A 21306-nucleotide genomic window follows, 5' to 3' on the forward strand; every position below is an offset into this window, starting at 1 on the left:
GTTACACCAGACTCGCCAACGCCGCCGGCGAAAAGTCCGACAGTTCGGCCATGCGCCCATCGCGCACCTTCACCGCCCAGTCCGGGTCGCTGATCAGCGCCCGGCCCACGGCCACGAGGTCGAAGTCGCCGCGGTCAAAGCGGCGCAGCAGTTCGTCCAGCGACGCGGGCTTGGAGCTTTCGCCGCCAAAGGCCGCGATGAATTCGCCGCTCAGGCCGACCGAACCCACGGTGATGGTGGGGCGGCCGGTGAGCTTTTTGGCCCAGCCGGCAAAGTTCAGGTCCGAGCCATCAAACTCCGGCTCCCAGAAGCGGCGTTGCGAGCAGTGGAAGATGTCGGCGCCGGCATCGGCCAAGGGCTGCAGCCAGGCGGCCATCTCGTCGGGGTTTTGCGCCATGCGCACGCTGTAGTCCTGCTGCTTCCACTGCGACAGGCGGATGATCACCGGGTAGTCGGGCCCCACTTCAGCACGCACAGCCTTGAGGATGTCCGCCGCAAAACGGCCACGTGCCACCAGATCGCTGCCGCCAAAGCGGTCGTCACGTTGGTTGGTGCCATCCCAGAAGAACTGGTCGATCAGGTAGCCGTGGGCACCATGCAGTTCAATGCAGTCAAAGCCCAGGCGTTTGGCCGCGCCGGCGGCCTTGGCAAAAGCGGCGATGGTGTCGGCAATGTCCGAATCGCTCATGGGCGCGCCAAACTGTTTACCAGGGCGCGACAGGCCGGACGGCGAATCAATAGGTGCCGGCGCCGTCCAGGTGGTGCGCGGGTTGCGCGCGGCGCCTACGTGCCAGAGCTGGGGCGCCATCACACCACCGGCGCTGTGCACGTTGTTGATGACGTCTTGCCAGCCAGCCAAGGCGGCATCGCCCCAGAAGTGCGGCACATCAGGGTCGTTGGCGGCCGACGGGCGCTGCACTACCGTACCTTCGGACACGATGAGGCCCACGGCGGATGCGGCGCGCTTGCGGTAATACTCACTCACTGCTTGGGTGGGCACACCACCGGGCGAGAACGAACGCGTCATGGGTGCCATGACAATGCGGTTGGCGAGCTTGAGGCCCTTGAAGGTGAAGGGTTGGAACAACGGAGCAGCGTGGGACATACAGATGGGGATGGATGAGTTGCAAAAAAAACCAGTTTACGGGGATGGGCCCAACCTATGTGGCCGCAGGGTCACCAAGGCTACAGGCCATGCAGGCCAGAGTGGCCGTGGGGTTTTTGCTCGCCTTTTTAAAACAATTGCTACTTTTTTAGTAGCTGCCTGCGCATATTCCACGGGGGCTGCAGCCACATTTAATGAGGTAAAGGCTGGCTACCAGTCGTCTGACACACTGGTGCTGGACCGCCAGGGCGAGCTGCTGCACCGCCTGCGCACCGACGCCACCGTGCGGCGCGGGCAATGGGTGGCGCTGGCCGACATCTCGCCTGCCCTGCGCACGGCGCTGGTGCTGAGTGAAGACAAACGCTTTTACGAGCACAGCGGGGTGGACTGGCGTGCCGTGTCCGCCGCGGCCTGGGGCAACCTGTGGAACACCAAGACGCGTGGCGCCTCCACCATCACCATGCAGCTGGCAGGCCTGATGGACGAGGACCTGAAGCGCGGCAGTGGCGGGCGCAGCGTGGTGCAGAAGTTGGGCCAAACCTTCTCGGCCCAGAGCCTGGAGCGCGGCTGGCGCAAGGACCAGATTCTGGAGGCCTACCTGAACCTGGTGCCGTTCCGCGGCGAGCTGGTGGGCATCGACGCGCTGAGCCAGACCCTGTTTGGCAAGGCCGCGCACGGCCTGGACAACCGCGAGGCCGCGGTGGCCGCCGCCCTGGTGCGCGCGCCCAACGCCAAGGAGCCACAGGTGGTGCAACGCGCCTGCAGCGTGATGAAGACGTTGGAGCCTGCCGGCAACGCCAACTGCGACGCCATGGACCTGTTTGTAGCCGGCGCGCTGCAGCGGCGCGACTACGCGGCCAGTGAAGGCATTGCGCCGCATGTGGCCAGCCAGTTGGCCCGGTCCGGCGCCAACAACGCCCACCGCATCACCACCACACTGCGCGCGCCGCTGCAGCGCTTTGCGGTGCAGACGCTGCAAACCCATCTGCGCGAACTGGCAGGCCGCCATGTGGAAGACGCGGCTCTGCTGGTACTGGACAACGCCACGGGCGAGGTACTAGCTTGGGTCGGCTCCAGCGGGCCGCTCAGCAACGCGGCCGATGTGGACGCTGTCACCGCGCTGCGCCAGCCCGGCTCCACGCTCAAGCCCTTCCTCTACGCGCAGGCGATGGCCGAGCGGCGCATCACCGCCGCCTCGCTGTTGGAAGACTCCGCCACCCAAATCCAGACCACCGGCGGCCTGTATATCCCGCAGAACTACGACCGGCATTTCAAGGGCTGGGTGTCGGCGCGCACGGCGCTGGGCGCCTCGCTCAATGTGCCCGCGGTGCGCACGCTGGTGATGGTGTCGCCCGATGCATTTCAGAAGCAGCTGGTGCGCCTGGGCCTGCCGCTCAAAGAAAGTGGTGACTACTACGGCTACAGCCTGGCGCTGGGCAGCGCCGAGGTCTCGCTGCTGAACCTGACCAACGCCTACCGCGCGCTGGCCAATGGCGGGCGCGCCAGCCCCACCACGCTGCTGCCCGGCAAGGCCGCACCCACCACGCAGGCACTAGACCCACGCGCCGCCTTCATCATCAGCGACATCCTCAGCGACCCGCTGGCGCGCGCCCGCACCTTCGGCACCGACAGCGTGCTGGCCACGCGTTTCTGGACCGCGGTGAAAACCGGCACCAGCAAAGACATGCGCGACAACTGGGCGCTGGGTTACTCCCAGCGCTACACCGTGGGCGTGTGGGTGGGCAACGCCAGCGGCGCACCCATGTGGGACGTGAGCGGCACCACAGGGGCCGCGCCCATCTGGGCCGCGGTGATGAACTTTCTGCACGCCAGGCAGCCCAGCCGCGCGCCCAATCCGCCCGCGGGCGTGGTGCAAAAGGCCGTGCAGTTTGCCAGTGCTGACAGTGCGCCCAGCCTGGAGGCCGCGCGCACCGAGTGGTTTGTGGACGGTACACAGCAGGCGGCGTTTGCTATGGATTCAGGAGCTGCTCGCGCAATGAATACGGGGGCTAGAGGCTCTAAAGGCTTGAAATCTGGCGCAGCACCCACCGCCCGCATCACCGCGCCCACCACGGGCACCATCATCGCGCTGGACCCGGACATCCCGCCCAACCGCCAGCGCCTGACGCTGCAGGCCGAGGGCAGCAACCTTCGCTGGCTGATGGACGGCAAACCGCTGGCCAAGGGCAACACCGCGCAGTGGGCCCTGTGGCCCGGGCGCCATGTGGTGCAGATTGCCGACGCCAAGGGCCAGGTGCTGGACGAGGTGCGCTTGGAAGTGCGCGGCGCCGGGGTGAAAATGCGGCAATGAATGAAGAACTGAAGGCGCTGGAATCCATGGGCTTGGTGCTGCCCAGCCCTGCCTACCTGGTGGGCGCGCTGCTGTTTGGCATCGTGGGCTACATCGCGTTTCGGCGCGGCCGCAAGACCACGCAGCCGGTGCTGGTCTGGACTGGCATAGCCCTGATGCTCTACCCCTACGCCGCGCAGGAAACCTGGTTGCTGTGGGGCATAGGGCTCATCCTCACCGCCTGGGTGTACCTCAAGTGGAACTGAAATAGCCTCGGGACGAGGTGGTATGGTCAAACCATGAAAACACAAATCGATCATCTGGTAGTCGCAGCAGCGTCGTTGGAACAGGGCGTGCAATGGTGTGAGGCCACACTGGGCATCACCCCCGCCCCGGGCGGCGAGCACCCGCAGTACGGCACCCACAACCGCCTGTTCAAAATCGCCACGCCCGGCCACCCGCTGGCCTACTTTGAAATCATCGCCATCGACCCCGGCGCCAAGCGCCCGGCCAACGCACCCACACGCCGCTGGTTTGACCTGGACGATGCCGCCTTGCAGGCCGCCGTGGCCACCGAGCCGCGCCTGGTGCACTTTGTGGCCAACACCGACGACATCCGCACCGCGCGCGCCGCACTGAAGGCGCTGGAGATTGACCGCGGCCCGGCCATGCCCGCCAGCCGCCACTCACGCCGCGGTCTGCTGCAGTGGCAAATCACCGTGCGCGAAGACGGCCAGCGCCTGTTCAACGGCGCACTGCCCAGCCTCATCCAGTGGGGCAAGCCGGACGACGCCGAGCCGCTGCGCCTGCACCCGCGCAACAGCCTGCCACGCTCGGGCGTCACGCTGCACAGTATCGCCATCACCCACCCCACCGCCGCCAAGCTGCAAGCCGCCTACGAGGCCATGGGCTTGACGGGCATGGAGATCGCCACCGGCCCGGCCAACCTGACTGCCACCCTGAAGACCCCCAAGGGCCTGGTCACGCTGCAAAGCCAGGGCATTTAAGGCCTCAGGGCGCTGCAGGGTCGGCGGCCACGCCGTGCACACGCACCTGGTTGCCCCCGCCTTCCTTGGCCAGGTACATCTGGGCGTCCGCCCATTTGAGGATCGTGTCCTCACTGGCTTGCTGCTCAAAGAACATCACCACGCCAATGCTGGCACTGCAGTGGCACACCACGGGTGGCGGACCTTGGCCATTGGCCTGTAGCGCCAGCATGTAGGGCCGGCCCAGCGCAGCGCGCACTTTTTCTGCCACCGCCGCGGCCTGGCCGGTGGAGGCGGCCAGGGTGGTGTCCAGCGCGCTCAAGATCACCACAAACTCATCGCCCCCAAAGCGGGCGACAAAGTCCACTTCGCGCACACAGCTGCCAATGCGTTGTGCGATCTCGATCAACAGCAAGTCCCCCGCGTGGTGGCCATGCGCATCGTTGAGTGGCTTGAAGTTGTCGATATCCAGAAACATCAGCGCGCCATAGCGACCACTGCGCTTGCTGCTGGCGGCCATCTGGGCCAGCCGGTCTGACAGCAGGCGGCGGTTGGGCAGGCGTGTCAGCGCGTCGTGCAGGGCCAGGCTCAGAATTTGTTCCTCTGCCTTCTTGCGCTCGGTGATGTCGCGGGCCGCGGCAAACACGCCCTGCAAACGCCGCTCCTGGTCAAAGAAGGTGGTGGCGTTGTACGACACCACGGTCTGACCTCCGTTGCGGTGCCGCGCAGTCAACTCGTAGTTGGTCAGCTTCTTCTTGGCCAGCACCAGCTTGATACCGGCCTGCGCCCGCTCGGGGTCGGTGAAATAGTCTTTGAAGGCCGAGCCGATCAGTTCCTTGCGCGTGCGCCCCGTGAGCAAGCCCATTTGCTCGTTCACATCGGAAATGATGCCCGCAGGGTCCGTGGTCATCAGCGCATCGATGTTCGACTCAAACAACGAGCGCGTGTAGAACTGCAGGTCGCGCAGGCGCTGCGCCAGCACCCCCTGCGCCGCTTCGATGGCTTTGCGCGCCGTGTTGTCCGTGCCAATCAGCAGGTAGCCAATGATGGCTTCCTGGGTGTCGCGCAGCGCGGTGACCGACACTACCGCGGGAAACCGCGTGCCGTCCTTGCGGACGTACGTGAGCTCGTAAATGTCTTCAATTCCGCGCGAAGCCTTGAACACCAGAGTCTCAAACCCTGGCGCGATGCGCGTGCCCAGCTCTTCGGTCAGCGCCTGGGCCCGGTCCACCAGCTCCTGGGCGTCCGAAATATCGGCCGGAGTGATCTGGTTGACCACCTCGTCTGCGCTGTAGCCCAGCATGCGCTGGGCACCCACGTTGAAAATTTGAATGACGCCCCGGGCATCGGTGGCAATGCTGGAGAAATTGGCGCTGTTGAAAATGGCGGTTTGCAGGGCGCCCGCAATGGGGGAGGGGTCGAGCGAAAGATCAAGGGCTGGCGCGGGAGATGCGATGGTGGTCATGGCCAGTCTTAGTGAGACCCAAAAGGGTAGGCACACCGCGCGACCGATGGTGCGCGCAGCACCCACCGTACCGCTTATACGCGCAATCCGCCTTGTGCGGTTGTTTGCCGCTTGGCGTACGGGGCGGCCATGCGTGGCTTTATTGACTTTCTGCAAGCACCCATGCAAGCTGCGGCTCCATCCACCCGCCCACCCATGCCCACCCTCGCCTACGCCGTGTTCCCCACCCCGCTGGGTTACTGTGGCATCGCATGGGGTGCCGCCGGGTTGACCGGGGTGCAACTGCCCGAAGCGGACGAGGCTGCCACGCGTGCGCGCATGGCAAAGCGCTTTCCCGATTGCGCCGAGGCAGCACCGCCGCCCGATGCACAAACCGCCATCGCCGCCATCGTGGCCCTGCTGGAAGGCCAGCCGACCGAGCCCACCGATCTGTCCCACCTGCCACTGGACATGAGCGGTGTGCCACCGTTTCACCAGCGTGTGTACGCGCTGGCGCGCCGCATTCCACCGGGCGAGACCCTGACCTATGGCGAGCTGGCCCGGCTGCTGGGCGAGCCCGGTGCGGCCCGCGCCGTGGGCCAGGCGCTAGGCGCCAACCCGTTTGCCCCGGTCGTTCCCTGCCACCGCATCCTGGCGGCGCAGAGTGGTGCAGGCGGTTTCTCGGCGCCGGGCGGCGTGTCCACCAAACTCCGCATGTTGCTCACCGAGCGGGCCCGGTTTAACGGGCCGGGCCTGTTTGACGACTAAAAAACTTACCCCGTGTATATGTGGGCCACGTTGTGGATAACCCATCGCACAACTGCTGGGAGCCGCGCCAGATGGGGCTTTCAACACGGCGCCCAAATATGAGGCAGTTCATGATGCAGCGCCGCAAATAGTTGGCGTATTTGCCAATGGCAGAAAAATTTGTGGTATCAATCATTACAAATTTGTGTATGTGGAGAAGTCGTTTTCTACAGGCCCCAAGTTACCCACCCAGACTGTGTGCCACTTTGTGGATAACTATGTTCACAAGCTGCAAAACCCGCGCCAGTACTGGGTTTGCAGACGGTGCCTGCGAAATGACCACCTGGGGAACCTTCTGCACCCGTGCACACTCCATCTTTGTTGATTTCTTTCACTGCCACCAACATGCACCACACCCTCCCTACCGCTGACCTGTCCCGCCGCCATCTCGTGGCTCTGCCCCTGGCCGCCGCCTTGGCCCTGGGCCTGGCAGCCTGCTCGCAACAAGACGCCGCCCCCTCCAAAGCAGCGGCCAGTGGCATGCCAGCAGCCCAGGCTTACGACAAGATTGCGGCCGAGGGCAAGGGCTTCACCGTGGGCGCACTGATGAGTGCCAACCCGGTATACGTGTTGTTTGACCCCCAGTGCCCGCACTGCGGCCACCTGTGGCAGGCATCGCAGCCGCTGCTGGGCAAAGTGAAGTTTGTGTGGGTGCCGGTGTCGTTTCTGAACGGCAAGAGTGCACCGCAGGGCGCCGCCATCCTGAGCGCAAGCAGCCCGGCCGAATTCATGTCGGCGCATGAGGCGTCCATCCTCGCGGGCACGGGCGGTGCACCGCTGCCCGCCAATGTGGCGCCAGAGCTGGAAGCCACCATCAAGGCGAACACCGTGCTGTTCAACAGCCTGGCGGTGGAATCGGTCCCCTATGTGGTGGCCAAAAACAGCAAGACGGGCACCGTGGTCAGCAACACCGGTGCCATGGACACCGCGGCACTGGCCGCTTTTGTGGGCGCCAACTAAGCCGCGCAGGCCTGCCTAGCGCAGGCCTTCCAGCAAGTCCTTTTGCAGTTCGGCCTGGGTGCCAATGCCATCGTGCCGACGCAGCAGTTTGCCGTCCTGGTAGGTCAAAAACACCGGCAGACCGCCCACGCCCAGCGCCTTGGCAAAAGGGTCTTGGCCCACACCCGTCCAGGGGCGGTACACCACGCGGATGAATTGGGCGTCGTTCACGCTGTCTTTGGCCAGGGCCTCAAAGGTCGGGTTGCCACGGATGCAGAACGAACAGGTGGTCTCGAACGAGGTGAGTTGCACCACCACCACCCCGGCGGTTTTGGCCAGGTGGGCTTCTACGCGGGTGGGGGCAAAAAGGGGCAGCACACCGCCCACATCTTGGCGAACGGTAGCGGGCGCAGCTTCCGTCGCTTGGGCCAAGGCGCAGGCCCCGGCCAGACACATGGCGAAAAGGGCTTGGCCCAGCCCTGGTTTGCTATTTTTCACGGTCCACTCCCTGTCTAATCCAGTGTGTTTGTTTTTATCTGGAGCTGTGAGTGTACGCACGCAACCCTGCAGACTCAAGGGAAAACCACCGCGGGAGTACGGACAAGCGAAATGAGGGGCTGCTACAGCACCGCGTAGCGCCCGGGCCGGTGGTTGACGGCGATGAACAGGTTCATCACCACGGCCGCCAGCACCGAATAGGCCACGCGCACCGGGTCCACCACGGTCAGGGCCAGCAGCACGATGGTGCAGTCCATGCCCATTTGCACCACACCGGCGCGCCAGCCGCGCGACTGCTGCAGGTACAGCGACACGATGGTGGCACCGCCCAGGCTGGCGCGGTGCCGCGCCAGAAACAGGCAACCGGACCCCAGCAGCAGCCCGCCCAGCACCGCAGCGTAGGCCGGATGCAGCCGCTCAATGGCGAACAGGCGTGGGGACCACTCCGCCATGGCCGACAAAAAGCTGATGGCCACGAAGGTCTTGAGCGTGAACTCGCGCCCCATGCGCTTCCAGGCAAACCAGTAGAACGGAATATTGATGAGAAAGAACAGCTTGCCCAGGCTGACACCCGTGGCGTAGTGCAGCACAAACGCGGCGCCCGCCGTGCCGCCGGTCAGCAGGCCCACCTGGGCAAACAGGATCAGCGCCAGGCTGACAAACAGCGTGCCGGTGAAGATGGCCTGCGCGTCTTCAAACAGCGTGTGCGTGTGTACCGGGGTGGTGAGGGTGTTCATGTCAGGCATGGAGCAAGCATTGTGCCGCGCGCCATGCCCGCGTGCTTACCAGGCGGCGGGGTCGACCTTGAAATAGCCGCGCAGCTCGGCATACAGCGCCGGGTATTCGGCGGCCAGGGCGCGGCCCTGCTCAAAAAACACCTCGGTCACCACGGCAAAGAACTCGGCCGGGTCTTGCGCGCCATAGTGGTTCAGCAGGCCCTGCTCGTGCATGAAGGCCTGGCCCCGCAAGTGCTCATAGGCCTCGGAGAACACCTGCTTCCAGCGCCTCGCGTTGTGCTGGGCATCGCCCCAGGCGGGCAGTGGTGCACCAATGGCCTGGCCGTTTTCCTGGTCCAGCTGGTGGGCGAATTCGTGGATCACCACGTTGCGGCCATCGTCCGAGGTGGCCGCGCCTTCCAGCGTGTCCTGCCACGACAAAATCACTTGCCCCTGCGACCACGATTCACCGGCCAGTGCCTGGCGTTGCTCCTGCTGCACACCGGCCGCATCGGTGTGGCTGCGGTTCACCACAAAGGGGCCGGGGTACATAAGAATCTGTCGCACTTTAGGAAAGTAGCTGGCCGCGCCGGGGCGGTTGAGCAGTAGCAGGCAGGCCTGGGCGGCCACCACCACGCGCATGTCTTCGGTCACCTGCAGACCGGCGCAGCCAATGAAGGTCTTCTCGGCCACAAACACCTGCATGTGCTTTTTCAGCTGCAGCTGCAGGTCTGCCGGCAGGCGCGCCACCAGCGGCACGCGCCGGCGCAGCACCTTGCGCCAGTGCGGGGGAAATGGCTGCTGCTGCAGGCGGTAGCGGCGCCAGCGCTGCCAACGCGGGTAGCCCAGCAGGCCCGCCACCAACAAGAGTGCGGCAAGGCAAGTCACAAAAAAGGCCACAGGGCTCCGATCACAGGCGTTGGTCGAACACTGTAACTGGAGGCCCCCCCGGCCTTTTTCAAGCGCAGGCGGTTAGCGCGCCACCAGCACGGGCACCGGGCTTTGCGCCACCACCTTGGTGGCCACGCTGCCCAGCAGCAGGCGCGCCACGCCCGAGCGGCCGTGGGAGCCAATCACGATAAGGTCCGCCCCCTCAGTCTGGGCGGTTTCCACAATGCCATTCACGGCCGTGGCGTCTTCCACCAGGCGGGCATGCAGCGCCACCGGTGTGCCGCCGGTCTGGCACAGGGCATCCACCTGCGCGTGGGCTTGGGCGGCCAGTTGCTGGCCCGCCGCCGCGTACGCCTGCAGGCCCATGGGGTTGATCTCCCCCACACCCATATACGGGTAGGGGTCGGCCACATACAGCGCGGTCAGCCGGGCGCCATGGGTGCGGGCCAGGCCCACCGCCAGCGCAGCGGCATGGGCCGACGACGCCGATCCGTCCGTCGCCAAAAGAATGTGTTTGAACATAAGGGTCTCGCATGCTAGGGGTTGAAACAAGCCTCCATGCTGCAACCCGCCTGCGATACAGTCTTTGATCTGGGTCAGCGAAGCACGAGACACGTTGACCCTATCGACCCACTACTATTTGTATAGCGGCTAGCGCACATAGCGCGCGGGCCACAGCCCTTTTTTGTTACCAATCGTCCCATGAAAACCTCCACCCTGCGCGGCCTGCTGGCTGCTGGCCTGTTGGCCCACAGCGCATTGGCCCTAGCCGTGCAAGACTGCGAATTCAACGGCAAATCCGTCAACCCCAACAACGGCAACGAGACCAAGGGACTGAACGGCATGCTGCGCTGCAAGGACCGCGACACCGGCGAGATGGAGCGCGAGTACGAGCTGCGCAACGGCGACTCCGTAGGGCTGTCGCGCTACTACCGCAAGGGCCAGCTCTACAAGGAATTCACCATCACCGCCAACGGCCCGCACGAAGGGCTGGAGCGCGAATGGGCGCCCAACGGCCGGCTGGTGCTGGAGTTCACCAATGTGAACGGCAACGTGCGCGGCCTGCGCCGCGCCTGGTACGACGACGGCACGCCCAAGCGCGTGGAGTGGGTGGCCGAGAACGAACGCGAAGGCGCCTCGGTGCAGTACACGCCCAGCAAGCAGCTGGCCGCGCTGCGCTGCGGCCCCAAGCCGCTGCTGGCACCCCAGGTGGATGACGCCGCGCTGTGCGGCTTTGGCGGCAAGCCCAGCACCGTCTCCACCTACAGCACCGAGGGCGTGGTGCGCAGCACCCAGACCCTGCTGGCCGGCGTAGTGCAAAAGGCCACCAACTTCTATAGCAACGGCAAGCCGCAAGACGAAGAAGAACGCCAGGGCACGAACCGGCTGGAACGCTTTTACGACAACGACGGCAGCAAGCGCCGCGAGAAGCTGTGGACCGAGGCCGAAAAGCCCGCCGCACTGCTGCGCGAATCGGAGTACCACGCGAGCGGCACCCTGGTGCGCGAGCGCCTGTACACGCTGGTGGACGCAGGCGGGCGCAAGCGCAGCCGCCTGGCCAGCGAGGCACGCTTCTACCTGAACGGCCAGCCCCAGAGCAAAGACGTCTACACGCAGGACGGAACCACCGAGCTGCGCGACACCCAACGCTTCTCCGACAAAGGCATGCTGCGCGCCCAGGGCCGCTATGCGCTGGACGGCCGCTACGGTGAACGCGCCGTGGGCGTGCACAAGTCGTTCTTTGACAGCGGCAAGCTCGAACTGGAAGAGCACTACGACGACAAGGGCAACGTGAAACGCCAGCGCTTGTGGGACGAGGCCGGCAAGCAAGTGAGCGACGACGAGTTGTTTGAGGACGGGTCACGCAAGGCGTATTCCCGCTAGCACAGCCGCGTACTTTGGCGATTGCTGGCCTTTGGCTCTGATAAATTGCCACAAGAGACGATACTGGGCAGACCGGTCACGCGTCACACGAACGCCTACACGTCGTAACAGGAGGACACATGAAGTTCCTACATATGAAGATTTCCACCCTGCTGATGGCGGGATTTTCAGTGTTGATTTTGCTTATGGCTTTGATGGCAGTCTTTGGACTCACCCAGGTCAGAGCCATCAACCAATCCCTGAACAGCATGTATTACGGTCGTGTCGTACCACTGCGCCAACTCAACGACATTGCCGACGTTTATGCCATCAATGTTCTGGATGCTGCCAACAAAGTGTCCGTTGGCAATCAGGATGCAAAACAGGCGCTGGACGCGCTGGACCGCGGTCTAGCGCAAGTGGACGTGACGTGGAAGGAGTACACCGCAACCCAACTCACTGCGGAGGAACAGGCAGTCACGGCGCGCGTGCAAGCATTGATAGAGAAGTCAAAACCCGAATTGGCCAAACTCCGTGATGCACTGGGCAATAACCGCAATGACACGATCATGGAAAACATGAACACGCTGGACGCGGCCATCAGCCCCATTCGCCTGCAACTTCGTTCGCTAGTAGAGATGCAGCTCAAGGAGTCCAGGGCGGTCCACGAACAAGCGGCTGGCGATTACCAGCAAATGATCAGCTTGTTTGTGACGGCGGTGGTGTTGGCTGTTGCAGCAGGTGGCACGCTGGCGTGGTGGATTGTGCGTGGCATCACCAGTCCGCTCAGCCAAGCGGTAGCCATCGCGCGCAGAGTCGCCGCAGGGGACCTGACCCAAGAGATTGAACCACAAGGGCCAGAAGACACGGTGCGACTGCTGGAAGCTCTCAAAGAGATGCAATTGGGACTGGCTGGCGTGGTGTCAACCGTGCGCAGCGGAGCCGAGGGTGTGGCCAGCGCAAGTGGCGAAATTGCCCAGGGCAACCACGATCTTTCCGTGCGCACGGAGCAACAAGCCAATGTCCTGGAGGGCGCGACTGGCTCAATGGCGCAGCTGAGTGCCACCGTTACACAAAACGCCGAACGTGCGCACAACGCAAACCGGTTGGCCCAGAACGCATCCACAGTCGCTGCGCAGGGGGGTGATGTCGTTGGACGGGTGGTGCAAACCATGCGCGGCATCAATGATGCGTCACGCAAGATATCGGACATCATCGGCGTCATCGACGGCATCGCATTTCAGACCAATATTCTGGCGCTGAATGCTGCCGTGGAAGCTGCGCGGGCCGGAGAGCAGGGTCGTGGCTTTGCAGTGGTGGCCAGCGAGGTACGTAGTCTGGCAGGCCGTTCAGCCGCAGCGGCGAAAGAAATCAAGGAACTTATCGGAACCAGCGTGGACAGGGTGGAACAGGGCACGGCATTGGTAGATCGCGCAGGTGAAACCATGACCGCCGTGGTGGCCAGCATCGGTCAGGTAACGGCCATCATGGGGGAAATCAGTTCCGCCAGCACTGAGCAGTCTGTCGGGGTAGAGGAAATCAACAAAGTAGTCACGCAAATGGATTACACGACCCAGCAGAATGCCGCCCTGGTGGAACAAATGGCGGCAGCCGCATCCGGGCTCAAGGGCATGGCGGGCGAACAAGTGGAGGCGGTGTCCGTATTTAAGCTTCCCGCACAGGCGCTGGCTGGCGCACCCAGTTCGCGGTTCAGCACATTGCTGACAACCTAGGCAAGGGCTGCTCACTGCCGTTGAACAACCCGCAAACTAAGCAGACGAAGCCCCCATGGTGCCGTCGTTGAGACAACTTCTAGTCACGCTCATACTGGTCTGGCCTCTTTGTGGGCAAGCGCAGCCCATGCGCTATGTGTACCCGCCCCCCGAGAGCGGCGCCGATGTGCGCATGAACTACTACTGGGAACTGCTGCAGGCCGCACTCGATGAAACGGCGCGCAAGTGGGGCCCCTACACGCTGGTAGCGTCCAGCCGGCAAATGAATGCAGCGCGCGCGGAGATCCTGCTCAGCGGTGGCGGCGACATCACGGTGATGGCGCGCACCACCAGCGTGGCACGTGAGCAGGTGCTAAACCCCATCCGCATTCCGCTGGACAAAGGGCTCACCGGCTACCGCGTGTTCCTGATCAAGGCCAGCACCCAGCCCCGGCTGGACGCGGTGCGCACACAGGCGCAGCTGCAGACCTTCAGCATTGGCCAGGGCGCGGTGTGGGTGGACACTGACATCCTGCGCGCCCAGGGTTTCACGGTGGTCACCAGCCCCACCTACGAGCAGTTGCTGCCCATGCTGGATTCGAACCGGTTTGACCTGTTCTCGCGTGGCGTGAACGAAGTCGGCCCCGAGTTCAGCGCCGGCAGCAAGGCCTACCCGGGCCTGGCCATCGAGAACAAGATGCTGCTGTACTACCCGCTGCCGCGCTATTACTTCTTTGCCCGCAACCCCGAGGGCGACAAGCTGGCACGGCGTGTGGACGAAGGCCTGCACCTGCTGATGAAAAACGGCAAGTTCGAGCGACGCTACCAGGCCTTCAAAAAATCACTGCTGAGTGACCTGAACCTGGCCGGCCGGCGCGTGTTCAACATCACCAACCCCTACCTGCCCCCGGAGACGCCGCTGACCGAGCGCGAGCTGTGGGACACCCTGGATGCGGAGCTGAAACCCCGGCCCTGAGCCGCTCCCTAAGCCGCTATATGATCCCCCTGGAAAACAGAGGGCCACCACAGGCCCCATTCACATCCAAGGAGGACTCCCCATGACCCACGACAGCCTGGACGCGCCCAACGCCATCGACGCATCGGACGCCCAAGACACCCTGGTGGCCGCACCACCCTCCACCAACCTGCTGCGCCTGCGCTTCACCGGATCGGGCAGCGAATACTTCCGCATCTGGATCGTCAACCTGCTGCTCACCATCGTCACGCTCACGCTGTACCTGCCCTGGGCGCGTGCGCGCAAGCTGCGCTACTTCATGGGCAACACGCTGGTGGACGACCAGCCGCTGGGCTTTCACGGCAAACCGCTGAAGATGTTCAAGGGCTATCTGCTGGTGTGCGTGCTGTTTGCCGTGTATTCGGTGGCGGGCAAGTTCTCGGCTATGGCCGGTTTTGTCGCGCTGATCGTGATTGCCTTGCTATGGCCAGCGCTGTTCAAGTCGTCTATGCAGTTTCGCCTGGCCAACACCAGCTGGCGCGGGCTGCGTTTCAGCTTCCGTGGCTCGCTGGCGGGGGCCTACCGGGCCATGTTGCCCATCTTCGTGCCCGGCCTGGTGCTGGTGGGTGCACGCGTCTTTGGCGTGGACGAAATCAACAGCCCCCAGCGCTACCTGCTGGTGGCGGGCATTGTGGGCCTGAGCGCCCTGCTGGTCGCGCCCTGGCTGTTCTGGAACATCAAACAGTACCAGCACAACCATTACGCGCTGGGCAATCTGCAGACCACCTTCAAAGCCAGCGTGGGTTCGTTTTACGTGTTGGCGCTCAAAGTAGTGGGCGTTTTTCTGTTGGTCGTCGTGCTGCCCGCCACCGTCGTGGGCGTGGTGGGCTTTGGCTTGTCCTTCGCCGCCAAGGAGGCGGGAGTGGGCATGATGATCCTGGGCTTTGTATTGGGTTGGCTGCTTATGGTCGCAGCCATGGTCTGCATCCAGCCCTACGCTATCTCGCGCCTGCAAAACCTGGTGTGGACCCGCACCGGCAATGTGCAGCTGCGCTTTGTCAGCGCACTCGGCTTCAAGTCCCTGCTGTGGCTCACGCTGAAGAACACCTGCCTGATCGTGATCACGCTGGGCCTGTACTGGCCCTTCGCCATGGTGGCGTTGACCCGCCTGCGGCTGGAGGCGGTGACCGTCAAAACCCGCATCGACCCCGCGCTGCTGGTGGCCGATGCCCAGGCATCCAACGTGGAAGCCGTGGGCGATGCGGCCGGTGACTTCTTTGGCCTGGACGTAGGCCTGTAAAGCATGGAGCTGGAGGCCACCTACTTTGATGGCCACAGTGGCCGCGCCCACCCGGTGCGCATTCGCGTGGTGGCGGGCCAGCTGCACATCGACGGCCCGGGCATTGCGCTGAATGTGCCCGCGCAGTCGGTGGACTGGCCCGAGCGCACACGCCACGGGATGCGCGTAGCGCACCTGGCCAGCGGCGGCCTCGTGCAAACCGAAGACAGCGTCGCTTGGGACGCCTGGGCCCAAGCCCAGGGCCTGCACGAATCCCTGGTCGTGAAGATGCAGCAAAACTGGCGCTGGGTGGCGGGCAGTGTGGCGGTGTTGATGGTGCTGGTGGTGGGGCTGCAGCAATGGGGCTTGCCACTGGTGGCGCAGGCCGTGGTGGCGGTCACGCCGCAGAGCGTGGACGCGGCCATTGGCGATTCCACCCTGCAGGCACTGGACGGACTCATGTCACCTGCCAAGCTGCCACCGGCCGACCAGCAGCGCATACGCGAGGCCTTTACCCAAGCCGCGGCACGCCAACCTGCGGACAGCGTACCGGCCTGGAAGCTCGAGTTCCGCCATGGCGAACGCATTGGCGCCAACGCCCTGGCCCTGCCCGGCGGCACGATTTTGCTGACCGACGAGATGGTGACCCTGGTGGACGGCGATGCGGCCGTGCTGACCGCGGTGCTGGCGCACGAACTGGGCCATGTGCAGCACCGCCATGGCATGCGCATGGTGGTGCAGGCCGGGGTGCTGGGCAGCCTGGGTGCGCTGGTGTGGGGTGACTTCAGCTCGCTGCTGGCAGCCGTGCCCGTACTCATGGGCCAGGCCGCCTACTCGCGCCAGGCCGAACACGAGGCCGATGTGCACGCCGTACGCTTCCTGAAGGCAGCCCAGATGTCACCCGCGCTCATGGTCACGCTGTTTGACAAGCTGGAAGCCCAACGCCACCCCGATAAAGACGGTGACAAAGACAGCGAGAAAGACGCCGGCAAGCGCAGCACCGACGATTCGTGGTTGGGCATTGCGTTCTCCTCGCACCCCTCTGACGCCGCGCGTGTGGCATTCTTTCGGGCTGCAGCCCTGTAGGAATATGCGCAAGCAGCTCCTGTTTTAATAGCAAAGACACCCTCGCATGGCACACAGCACGCTCCAGGTTCACGGCACCGAGGTATGGGTAGAGGGCACGGGCACGCACACCATCGTGATGGTCCACGGCTGGCCCGACACCCGCCGCCTGTGGGACGGCATGGTGACCGCCCTGGCACCCCACTACCGCTGCGTGCGCTTCACGCTGCCCGGCTTTGAGACCCCGCAAACCGGCCCCACGCGCACGCTGGCGCAGATGACGGCACAGCTGCTGGCCATTGTGGATGCGGTGAGCCCAGGCCAGCCGGTGACGCTGATGCTGCACGACTGGGGCTGCATCTTTGGCTACGAGCTGGCGGCCAAGCACCCGCAGCGCGTGGCGCGCATCGTGGGCATCGACATTGGTGACCACAACAGCAAGGCCTTCCTGCGCTCGCTCACGGGTGGGCAGAAGTTTCAGATCCTCGGCTACCAGCTCTGGCTGGCCGGCGCCTGGGGCCTGGGCACGCTGGGCGCCACCGGCCTGGCCAATCGCATGACCCGCTGGATGGCCCGCGCCATGCGCTGCCCCACGCCGCAGGGCGACATTGGCTGGCAGATGAACACGCCCTACGCCATGGCCTGGCTGGGTGTTGCCGGCGGGCTGCGCCACACCGCGCCGGTGCGCCCGCAGTGCCCCGTGCTGTATGTGTATGGCACGCGCAAACCCTTCATGTTCCATTCCCCACAATGGCTACACACCCTGAACACCACGCCGGGCAGTGCGGTGCAGGAATACGCCTGCGGCCACTGGATCATGGTGGACCGCGCCCCCGCACTGCAGGCCCAGGTGTTGGCCTGGCTGGTGACCTCGCCGCCAGCAGCCCGCTAAGCCGGGGCGAAAGGCTTATTGCAGCGGAGCGATGTAACCTTGCACCGCCAAGGGCACCCTGCGCAGCAGCGCGCTGCGCGTGCGGTGCCAGAACGCAGACAGCAAGAGCAAGGCCGCGCCCAAGGCCAGCGCGGTGATGGCAAAGCCCAGACCCACATTGCCATACTGCTTGAGCAAGGCGCTGAAGGTGTAGAGCACATAGCCCAGGGCCGACACCATCAGCGCGCGCCGGTCGATCACCAGCGACACCACGGCAATGACCCCATAGGCCAGCAACACGACCAGGGCCTGCCACAGCGCAATGCTGTCCCCTGTCATGGACAGCATGGCAAACAGGGGATGGACCAACAGCGGCGCGGCCAGCAGATGCAGCCAAAACGCCACGTCCGCCCGGCGGGTCCTGCGCTGGGTGTCGCTGGCATCCCAGCGCAATGCCACGATAAACACCACAACACCGCCCAGCAAAATTACCAGTGTCACCCAGGATTTGAGAGCCGGAATGAAGTCAAAAAGTAGCACCCACGCTGCGCCCACCAGCGCTGCAGCACCCGCTGCTACCGTGATGGGCACATGAAACCTACGCCAATGAAACCAGGCACCCGTCGCTGCCAACAAGGCACCAAATACGGCCGCAAAACCTTCCCCCTGATTGCTATCGTTCAAGACCGAGACAAACAAGCTCCCCACAAACGCCACCAGCAACACGATGGCTGGCAAGGCCATGTGACGTTTGCGCACGAAGAATTCGGCCAGTCCCCAAGCGCAAGCGGACACCGCCAGACTGCCCACCCAATGGGCGACGGCATTGCCGATCCAGGCTACCGAGACCAGCATCAGCACACAGGCAATCACGACAAAAATGTCGTTGAACCCGGTCACCAGCCGAAAGTGTTCCTCGTCCACCACGGGGGTGGCGCGTCGGCTGGCGGCATGATTGCGCAAGGCATCGGCCGCGTCGGCAGTGAGTGCGCCCGCTTGCACGGCCGACAGCAAATCGTCTTCGGTATACATGGGCTAAACCGCGCCGCGGCCTTGTTGGCTGACGAAGTACACGGCCTTGCGCGCGCGCATCACATCGCCCAGCGGGCGGTGGGCGGCCATAGCCTGCCAGGGGTCGAACACCGCGGCCTCGGCCTCTTTGGCAAAGGCCTGGGCCTCGGCACTGCCCGTGTCCTGCGCAGGCAGCGTGAGCCGGGCCACCGTGGTGTAGGGCGTGGGCCAGTTGACCGAGGCGTCTTCAATCGGCGTCAGAGTCTCGTTCACATAGGGCTGCAGTTGCAGGTCCCACTGCAAGACGTGCTTCTTCAGGCGACCCGAGAACTCGCCACCCCAATCGTCTTGCGTGCCCTGCACGCCCTCACCGTTGGCCGCTGCGGGCACCAGGCGCACGCGCACCGCATAGGGCCCGCTGGCGATGGGTGCGGCGCTGAACATGGTCTGCGCCGCAAAGCCGCCAAACGGCTTGGCAAAGGTCTTGATGGTTTGCACCAGGCGCGCAGGCCCGCCCAGCAGGCCATAGCGGGCAAACAGGTGTTTGAGCAAAGCACCGCCGCCCTTGGAGGCCGCCACCACAAAGTCCACAAACTCGCCGCTTTTGGGGAAGGCAAACACCTCCTGGTTGATCAGCGCGAAGTCCTGGCTCTTGCAGGGGCCGCCCAAGGCGGAGTCGCCCTGCACGCCGAGCACGCGAAACGAGAAGCCGCGGATGTCGGGCTTGCGGTCGCTGGTGTGGTCCATGCCGCCGTTGGACAGGCGCACCCACAAGGGGTAGCTGGCGGCCTTGGCAAACAGGCCCTGCTGCGCAAATGCGGGCAGGCCGTCCAGCACCTCCAGCTGGCCCTGGGCCGCGGTGAGCTGCTTGCGGTGCAGCGCGCGCCCGTTACCGTACTTCTTTGACTTGCGCGCCTGCAGCTCGGCAAACTGCTGGCCGTACCCCGCATAGAGCTGGTCCTCATCGGGTGCGATCTGTTCTTTCCAATCGGTGCTGGGCGTGAGGGACTGGGACATGGAAGGCCTTTCCTAAAAAAGCGGCAGGGTTTGCGGTGGGGCGGGGTTGTCGGGGTTCAGCGGCGCGGGCGCAGCCGTTAGGTCGCTGGCAGGGGCCGCAAGCATCATCTCCAAGGCCTGCGCCGGGCTGGCATTCAGCCAGTCAGCGTAACGTTCGGGCGGCACGATCACGGGCATGCGTTTCTCTTCGTCGGGGCGGTGCATGCGGCCGGTGACCGCGTGGCCATCGGCGTTGACGGTGAGTACCGTGAAGCTGCCAGCCTGTGCGCCCGAGGCGGGGTCGGTCCAGCGGTCCCACAGGCCGGCCACGGCAAAGGGCTGGCCGTCGGCACTGCCTATGCGCCAGCGCGTGGGGCGGCCGCCGTTGGCGGGCGCGTCTTCCCAGCAGGGTTCAAAAAAACATTCCATGGGCACCAGCACCCACTGGCCCGCCGCCCAGGCGCTGCGAAAGCTGGGCTTGCTGGCGGCTGTCTCGCTGCGGGCGTTGTAGGTCTTGCGGCTGATGTCGCGCGCCTGTGCGGCGTCGGCACACCAGTGCGGCACCAGGCCAAACTGGGCCAGGCGCAGCGCGGCCGCACTGGCGCCCTGGTTGCGGCGGCGCACCGCCACGGGCGCCACGTAGCCGGGGTAAATGTCCTGCGGCCACTGCCCCACGGGCGGCTCCAGCGGGCCCAGGCGCTCGGCCATAAAGGCCGGGTTGGCCGCGGGCTGGAAGTTGATGCACATGGGCTTGCTACAAATTCAGGAGCTATTCGCGCATATTCTACGGGGGCTAGAGGCCTATTTAGCCTTCATCCTCGTCTGGAACATCGGGCGCACGCGGTGGCCGGGGAATCTTCTTGAAGCGGATCTGGCGGTCCAGTTCGATCGCGTCTTTCTTCAGCTGGCGCTCGGCGTCCAGCTTCTGGCCCGCGGCCAGCCATTGGGCGAATTCGTCGGGCGTTTCCAGGCTGATGCGGCCCAGCACCGCGGCACGGAAGTCGTGGATGACGATCTCGGCGGCCTTTTGCAGGTTGATCTTGCCGCCGCTTTGCAGGGCGCCACGCTTGCGGCCCACGGCCTCCAGCAGTTCCTCATCGGCAAGCTCGGCCACCCCTGTGATCTTGTAGCGCGCCTCCACCTCTTTGGCGTAGTGCTGGCGCAGGTAATCCAGCAATTCGAGGGCCACCTCTTCTTCGTCAAACGCGTTTTTGCCGATGGCGCCGCTGGCCGCCAGGTTGTAGCCGCTTTTGGCCACGATGATGCGCGGCCACAGCACACCGGGGGTGTCGTAGAGGTAGAAATCATCCGCAATGGTGATGCGCTGCTCCAGCTTGGTCACGCCGGCCTCGTCGCCGGTCTTGGCGGCGCGCTTGCCCTTCAGGGTGTTGATCAGGGTGGACTTGCCCACGTTGGGAATGCCGCAGATCAGCACGCGCATGGGTTTGACCATGCCGCCGCGGTTGGGCGCCAGTTCGTGGCAGGCGGCCACCAGCGCACGTGCGGGCGTGCTCATGCTCGCGTCCAAGGGGAGCGCGCGCACGCCGGGCATGGCGTTGTAGTGGGCCAGCCACAGGGTAGTGCAAGCCGGGTCGGCCAGGTCCTGCTTGTTGAGCACCTTGAGCGAGGGCTTGCCGGCCGTCATCTCCGCCAGCATGGGGTTGGCGCTGGAACCGGGCAGGCGGGCGTCCAGCAGCTCGATCACCACATCAATCGCCTTGATGCGCTCTTGGATCGCCTTGCGGGTCAGGTGCATATGCCCCGGGAACCACTGAATGGCCATGCGCTCGTTCTTTCTGTAGGTGAATAGTCAGGGCAGGATTGTCGGGCAGATTGGGGGCAAGCCCGCATTCCCGCGCCCGGGGGAGCAGGCTACAC

The 21306-nt window shown here is 64.6% G+C and carries 21 protein-coding genes; 11 read left to right on the forward strand and 10 right to left on the reverse strand.

The features are described 5' to 3' along the window. Position 1 precedes the first annotated feature (1 nt). On the reverse strand, positions 2–1105 hold the full coding sequence (locus tag AC097R_RS16070) for an NADH:flavin oxidoreductase (RefSeq protein ID WP_479599167.1): 1104 nt from the start codon (positions 1103–1105) through the stop codon (positions 2–4). 136 nt (positions 1106–1241) lie between these two features. Between AC097R_RS16070 and pbpC the strand changes: the two genes are divergently transcribed. The 3 genes from pbpC to AC097R_RS16085 are packed head-to-tail and all read left to right on the forward strand — an operon-like array spanning position 1242 to position 4402. Continuing rightward, on the forward strand, positions 1242–3416 hold the full coding sequence (pbpC, locus tag AC097R_RS16075; RefSeq protein WP_479599562.1) for a penicillin-binding protein 1C: 2175 nt from the start codon (positions 1242–1244) through the stop codon (positions 3414–3416). After that, positions 3413–3661, forward strand: a complete 249-nt coding sequence (locus AC097R_RS16080) for a hypothetical protein (protein ID WP_477891086.1) — start codon at positions 3413–3415, stop codon at positions 3659–3661. Before pbpC ends, AC097R_RS16080 begins: the two co-directional genes overlap by 4 nt. A gap of 33 nt (positions 3662–3694) precedes the next feature. Further along, entirely contained in the window at positions 3695–4402 is a 708-nt protein-coding gene (locus AC097R_RS16085; RefSeq protein ID WP_479599173.1) for a VOC family protein, read from the forward strand. Positions 4403–4406: 4 nt separating this feature from the next. Here the strand turns inward: AC097R_RS16085 and AC097R_RS16090 are convergent, their stop codons facing one another. Then, entirely contained in the window at positions 4407–5846 is a 1440-nt protein-coding gene (locus tag AC097R_RS16090; protein ID WP_479599175.1) for a diguanylate cyclase domain-containing protein, read from the reverse strand. A gap of 195 nt (positions 5847–6041) precedes the next feature. Between AC097R_RS16090 and AC097R_RS16095 the strand changes: the two genes are divergently transcribed. Next, entirely contained in the window at positions 6042–6593 is a 552-nt protein-coding gene (locus AC097R_RS16095) for a methylated-DNA--[protein]-cysteine S-methyltransferase (protein ID WP_479599177.1), read from the forward strand. Between the two features lie 384 nt (positions 6594–6977). After that, positions 6978–7592 (forward strand): DsbC family protein, encoded by a 615-nt coding sequence (locus AC097R_RS16100; protein WP_479599179.1) that lies wholly within the window; start codon positions 6978–6980, stop codon positions 7590–7592. Between the two features lie 15 nt (positions 7593–7607). Here AC097R_RS16100 and AC097R_RS16105 read toward each other — a convergent pair whose 3' ends face one another. The 4 genes from AC097R_RS16105 to AC097R_RS16120 form a co-directional block, all read right to left on the reverse strand. After that, a complete protein-coding gene (locus AC097R_RS16105) occupies positions 7608–8069 on the reverse strand; it encodes a thioredoxin family protein (RefSeq protein WP_479599181.1) in 462 nt (153 codons plus the stop codon). A gap of 122 nt (positions 8070–8191) precedes the next feature. Next, positions 8192–8815, reverse strand: a complete 624-nt coding sequence (locus AC097R_RS16110) for a YitT family protein (protein WP_479599183.1) — start codon at positions 8813–8815, stop codon at positions 8192–8194. A gap of 36 nt (positions 8816–8851) precedes the next feature. Then, a complete protein-coding gene (locus AC097R_RS16115) occupies positions 8852–9685 on the reverse strand; it encodes a M90 family metallopeptidase (protein WP_479599185.1) in 834 nt (277 codons plus the stop codon). Between the two features lie 72 nt (positions 9686–9757). Then, positions 9758–10198: a universal stress protein gene (locus AC097R_RS16120; protein WP_479599187.1), complete on the reverse strand. Its 441-nt coding sequence runs from the start codon at positions 10196–10198 to the stop codon at positions 9758–9760. Between the two features lie 180 nt (positions 10199–10378). Here AC097R_RS16120 and AC097R_RS16125 point away from each other — a divergent pair, with 180 nt between their 5' ends. The 6 genes from AC097R_RS16125 to AC097R_RS16150 all read left to right on the forward strand — a co-directional run bounded on the left by AC097R_RS16125 (position 10379) and on the right by AC097R_RS16150 (position 17442). Further along, entirely contained in the window at positions 10379–11560 is a 1182-nt protein-coding gene (locus AC097R_RS16125; protein ID WP_479599189.1) for a toxin-antitoxin system YwqK family antitoxin, read from the forward strand. Positions 11561–11694: 134 nt separating this feature from the next. Beyond that, complete coding sequence (locus AC097R_RS16130) at positions 11695–13272, forward strand: methyl-accepting chemotaxis protein (RefSeq protein WP_479599192.1); 1578 nt, start codon at positions 11695–11697, stop codon at positions 13270–13272. Positions 13273–13399: 127 nt separating this feature from the next. Further along, positions 13400–14227 (forward strand): hypothetical protein, encoded by an 828-nt coding sequence (locus AC097R_RS16135; RefSeq protein ID WP_479599194.1) that lies wholly within the window; start codon positions 13400–13402, stop codon positions 14225–14227. Between the two features lie 82 nt (positions 14228–14309). Continuing rightward, positions 14310–15506, forward strand: coding sequence for a YjgN family protein (locus tag AC097R_RS16140; protein ID WP_479599196.1), 1197 nt, complete (start codon positions 14310–14312; stop codon positions 15504–15506). 3 nt (positions 15507–15509) lie between these two features. After that, on the forward strand, positions 15510–16571 hold the full coding sequence (locus tag AC097R_RS16145) for a M48 family metallopeptidase (protein ID WP_479599198.1): 1062 nt from the start codon (positions 15510–15512) through the stop codon (positions 16569–16571). A 46-nt stretch (positions 16572–16617) separates the two neighbouring features. Beyond that, complete coding sequence (locus AC097R_RS16150) at positions 16618–17442, forward strand: alpha/beta fold hydrolase (protein ID WP_479599200.1); 825 nt, start codon at positions 16618–16620, stop codon at positions 17440–17442. Between the two features lie 15 nt (positions 17443–17457). Here AC097R_RS16150 and AC097R_RS16155 read toward each other — a convergent pair whose 3' ends face one another. The 4 genes from AC097R_RS16155 to ylqF are packed head-to-tail and all read right to left on the reverse strand — an operon-like array spanning position 17458 to position 21211. Beyond that, on the reverse strand, positions 17458–18453 hold the full coding sequence (locus tag AC097R_RS16155; protein WP_479599203.1) for a hypothetical protein: 996 nt from the start codon (positions 18451–18453) through the stop codon (positions 17458–17460). 3 nt (positions 18454–18456) lie between these two features. Next, positions 18457–19449 (reverse strand): catalase family protein, encoded by a 993-nt coding sequence (locus AC097R_RS16160; protein ID WP_479599205.1) that lies wholly within the window; start codon positions 19447–19449, stop codon positions 18457–18459. Between the two features lie 12 nt (positions 19450–19461). Next, on the reverse strand, positions 19462–20175 hold the full coding sequence (locus AC097R_RS16165; RefSeq protein WP_479599207.1) for an SOS response-associated peptidase: 714 nt from the start codon (positions 20173–20175) through the stop codon (positions 19462–19464). Between the two features lie 58 nt (positions 20176–20233). Next, positions 20234–21211, reverse strand: coding sequence for a ribosome biogenesis GTPase YlqF (gene ylqF, locus AC097R_RS16170; protein WP_479599209.1), 978 nt, complete (start codon positions 21209–21211; stop codon positions 20234–20236). Between the last annotated feature and the right edge of the window lie 95 nt (positions 21212–21306).

The sequence above is a fragment of the Rhodoferax sp. ZS1R25 genome (assembly GCF_056521335.1).